Source organism: Dysgonomonas sp. GY75, from assembly GCF_015234155.1.
GTDB lineage: Bacteria > Bacteroidota > Bacteroidia > Bacteroidales > Dysgonomonadaceae > Dysgonomonas > Dysgonomonas gadei.
In genome coordinates this window covers 665-5316 of sequence record NZ_JADCLQ010000005.1, presented here as the reverse complement: position 1 = coordinate 5316, position 4652 = coordinate 665, and the positions used below count along the sequence as shown (strand labels likewise).

4 protein-coding genes are annotated in these 4652 nt (G+C 56.9%); all 4 read left to right on the top strand.

The window, feature by feature from the left end:
- Positions 1-36 precede the first annotated feature (36 nt).
- Entirely contained in the window at positions 37-507 is a 471-nt protein-coding gene (locus IR083_RS03960; RefSeq protein WP_194223329.1) for a hypothetical protein, read from the top strand.
- A gap of 193 nt (positions 508-700) precedes the next feature.
- Positions 701-1573, top strand: coding sequence for a polymer-forming cytoskeletal protein (locus IR083_RS03955; protein WP_194223328.1), 873 nt, complete (start codon positions 701-703; stop codon positions 1571-1573).
- 133 nt (positions 1574-1706) lie between these two features.
- A complete protein-coding gene (locus IR083_RS03950) occupies positions 1707-2957 on the top strand; it encodes a DUF3575 domain-containing protein (protein ID WP_242052358.1) in 1251 nt (416 codons plus the stop codon).
- 89 nt (positions 2958-3046) lie between these two features.
- The gene (locus tag IR083_RS03945) at positions 3047-4543 is read left to right on the top strand and encodes an Mfa1 family fimbria major subunit (RefSeq protein WP_194223327.1); all 1497 of its coding nucleotides are present in this window, start codon (positions 3047-3049) and stop codon (positions 4541-4543) included.
- Positions 4544-4652: the final 109 nt, after the last annotated feature.

Genomic DNA, 4652 nt, shown 5'->3' with positions numbered 1-4652 from the left:
AACAAAAAACAATACATATAAAACGACACGATTACTATGCTACTCACACGCATAAAAAAGTTGCTAGGTATTGAAAAGGAGATCCTGCTGTCCGTACCCGATACCTATCCCACCTGGCATAGCCGTTACGGCGAGGACACACATTTTGCCAGTAAGATCAAGGGCGTCCTGCAACCGGGTAAAATCCATGCCCTCAAGAGCGGCGTGTCCTTTTGGGAAGGCGCCTGCCGTAAGCTGGCCACCGGCAATTACAGCCTGCGCATCGTATACACGGAAGACCGTCCGCAAGGCAAGGTCTATTGCCCGATCACAAAGGGTAAGACGTTGCATACCCAGCGTGCCCGTTACGATCAATCCGGCGGGCAGTTGCTGGTCGAAGGCAAGCCGGTGCCGGTTGACACGGTAGCGCGTAACGAAGGCCTGGCCTGCAGCGACTTTCTGGAGTTCCTGGAAAAGTATGGCAGTATGGAATTCGTTATCGTCCATTTTACTGACTTCCGGTACTGAAGCCTGTCCCGGCGCCGTGCATAAGCCCGCATGGCAGGCAGGACATGGCCAAAAAACCGGCACAGCCGGAAGAAGAACAGCGGTACCGGCATGTAGTTCCCCGGCTGTATTCACAATACCTGGCCGGCACGACAAAGAAAAGGGCCTATAGCCCCTGTATAAAAGCAAAATTAACACCAAAATAACCACCGGGATGATGCACGCCCTACGAATCAAAGATACCACCGGCCCAGGCTCGCAGCTTAGCCTTGGGTCGATCCTGTCCCGCGAAGGCTCGAATACGGGAAAGGTTTACCTGTACCGTTTGGGCGGCGTGCTGATGTGCTTCGAACGTTCCGCGTGCGTCGTGCTCAGCCTGTGCCGTACGGAGACCGCTTTCCGCGTCAGCGAGGAGGGCTACCCGGATTACCTGGCGTGCGTAGTCAGCGATGTGGAGGGCTTGCGCAAGGCGGGCCTGAAGCTATGCGGGGTCGGGGCGGAAGAGATCGTGCTGGAGACGGGCGTAGTGTGCGGGGGCCATGATTTGCTTCTGCGGAGCCTGAGCCCCCTTGACAAGGACAGCCGCTACCTGGAGCTGTTGCGCGGGCTGCGAGCCGGCTCACCCGGCGGCCCGGGCTACACCGGCCCTGATGAAGAAACGCAAAAATGGAAAAAAGCGATGGAACTGTATGGCAAGAAAAAAAACCGGGAACCGTCCACTGCGGATGGCCCGAGCGTGCTGTCTGCGGGAGCAGTCCTCAGCGGCGACCTTCACCTGAGCGAAGACCTTCATATAGAGGGCCGTGTTGAAGGCAGTATTTACAGTGACAAAACCGTTACCGTAGGCCCCGTGGGCCATGTCAACGGCAATATCACCGCGGGCCGGGCCGATGTGTACGGCTGCGTGCTGGGTACGGTCACCGCGGGAGAGAGCGCCAGCCTTCGCTCCGGCTGCCTGGTTAAAGGGGACCTGGTGGCCCTTAGCCTGGAGATCGAGCCGGGCGCCCGCTTCGAGGGGCAGTGCCGTATGCCGACGGGGCTGGATACCGGCCCTGTGGTATTCCGGGATCAAAATTTACTGACCTGAAGGGGGCGTGTCCGGCTACAGGTTGCGTATGCCTGTCCCCCGGAGCCTCCTGAGCGGAGGGCTATATAGTGCCAGGGGCAAAGCGTAAAAAAAGAAAAAAGAAAAAAAGAAGCATGAAACAAATAAAGGATATATGCATAACAAAGGAAATACCAAGGACAAAGGATTCAGGGCGGCGCTGCGCCTGATGCTTTGCATACAGGTAATAGGGTGTACCGTGCAGGCCCAGGAGACCGCCGTTGTCAAGACAAACCTGTTGTACGATGCCACGACAAGCCTGAGCCTGGGCGCCGAGCTCCGGCTGAACGGGAAGCTGACCCTGGACCTTCCTGTCACCTACAATCCGTGGACCTTTACGGATGGTAAAAAAGGGAAGTTCCTGCTGTTCCAGCCGGAGCTTCGCTATTGGAAAGACGAACCGTTCCGGAGCTTCTTCAGCGGGCTGCATATCCACGGGGCCCTGTTCAATACAGCCAAGGTCATCGACGGCTACCGCTACCAGGGCTGGCTGGCCGGGGCAGGCTTCTCCGCCGGGTACCGGTGGAAGCTGTCAGGCCGGTGGGCCATAGAGGCGAACATCGGCGCCGGATATGCCTACATAGACTATACAAAGCACACCTCCGGTGAAACCGGCCCGTCGGGTTGCCGCACCTGCGGGCAGAAGCTGGAATCAGACCAGAAGCATTACTGGGGCCCTGACAGGGCCGGCCTTTCGGTGTCCTATACTATCGGTAAAACGGCAAAAAGACCCGGCGCGCCGGAAACGTATCCCCTGCCTGTGGCGCCACACGCTATAAGCCCTGCGGTACCGGTTGCGGCTGTACCCGCGGATACGGTTTACATACCGTGCGTTGACAAACAATACCGCCATGAAAGCGGCAGCGCCTGCATCCTGTTTCCCGTCGACCGCTATGTAGTCTATCCGGACTACGGTAATAACCGGCAGGAGCTTTCCAAAATACAACGTTCGGTTGAAACCGTCCTGCAACTCCCGGGTTCCCGGATCGAAAGCATCAGCCTGGAGGCCTATGCCTCGCCCGAAGGGGAATTAAGCCATAATATAAGTCTGTCGGAAAAACGCGCTGCTGCCCTCCGGGATTATATGACAGCGGCCTACGGCTTCGATGCCGGCTGCTTCAGCGTGCGTTCCAAGGGCGAGAACTGGGACGGACTGCGGGCTGCCGTTATAGCGGCGGACGCCCTGGGCGACCAGGAGAAAACCGGCATCCTGCATATCCTCGGTGAGCAGGACGCACCGGCCCGCAAAGCCCGGCTGAAGGCCTACCGGGGGGGCAAGCCCTACGCTTACCTGCTGGGGGAGGTTTACCCGTCCCTGCGCGTATGCGAATACCGGATCAGCTTTACAGTTAACAGTGAACAGTAAACAGTTAACAGTAAACAGTTAGCAGTAAGCAGTAAGCAGAGAACAGAACTATAACCGATACCATATACGAACAATTAAACTTTAGAATTATGAAACGAAAGCTATGTAGTTTTTTAACGGGGCTGATCCTGCTTACGGGATTTACAGCCTGCAGTACGGATGAAGGAACCGGAAAAGAAGGAACCGTCCCGGGCGGTACGACCCACATGGGCCTGATGCTGTCGCTGGTGCAGAACCGGTCCGTCAAGGCGGCGGATGACCCGGACTATAACGCCGCAGGGCAGTATTCCGGTGTAACGGAAATCGTTACCCTGGACCTGTACCTGCTCTCGTCCGACGGGGCTACGCTGCTGGATGCGCGGCGCTTCGGGACCAGCGATTTCCTTTTCGGGGCGAATCCCGACGGGAGCGATGCCATAAAGCTTACCACGCCTTTTAAGACGATCCCCGGGGACAAGCAGATGGTTGTCATCCTGAACAGCCCCGAGCCGCTGCTGACGGCTATTCCCGGGAATGATTACCTCTATACATTGTCCTCGACGTTGCCTCTTTCTTCCCTGGCGCGTATAGACCAGTCCTCCAGCGTAACTACCCCCGAAGGGTTGACCATCTATGCCGACCTGCTGACCCTGAGCGGCAAGAGTAATACCTTTTCCATACAGGACGGCATCAGCGCGGAGGATGTCACCGCCAGCGGAAAAAATATGATCGCCCTTAACGTTACCCGCATCCCTTCGCGAGCGATTGTCACCACATCGGCCCCGGCGGATGTCGTCAATACGGACGGGGTCAAGCTCGGTACCATCTCGAATATCACCTATTCGGTAGCCCAGGGCGCCAAAGCGGTATACCTGTTCCCGCAAACCAATGCGGACGGCAGCACAAAGACCTGGGGGTCTGACTATTTGCCGGGGGTGGGAGTCGATTATACGTCCACCGCGGCCGCTTACTACGATTACACGGACCTGCAGAACCTGACGGATGCCGTCCCTGCAAAGCCGTCGGACGGCAGCCATATCACCTTCCCGGGCAAGTTCCTGCTCGAAAACACCCATCAGCGGGGCACGGACGCATCGAACAGCCAGTACCGCAAAGGTAATACGGCCTATATCCTTGTACGGGCCACCTTTACGCCCGACCCTTCGCAGATCAGGGATGGAGGCGCGCTGACCGGCGGCACCTTCTATGTGGGCGACGCCGACGGCCATATTTATTCCAGCATCCAGAAAGCGCAGGATTACACAACCGGCGTACAGAATCAGCCGGTCTCCACCTATACGGGCGGCAAAGTCCTGTATTACATCTGGCTGAACCCGGATAACATCGCCAAACCTGTCAACTCGCCGGTGATCAGGAACAACATCTACCATGTCAATATCAATTCGTTCAAGCGCATCGGGGTGAACTGGAACCCGCTGATCCCCTCCGGGCCGGATGTACCGTATAACCCGGACCCGAAACCGTCCGGCCCCGAACCGGAAAACCCTGTCGACCCGAACGGGCCGCTCAGCTCGGACGACACCTATATGTCCGTCGATATCAAGGTGCTGATGTGGACGGTACATACCTATGACATAGACCTGTAATTAGCAAATTAGCAAATGTGAATATTAGCAAATGAAACTCAATGTGCTGATCTGGAAATATGCCAATGGCGCGAAGCGACAAAAGCTAACAAGCTATCAGCTAATGGCT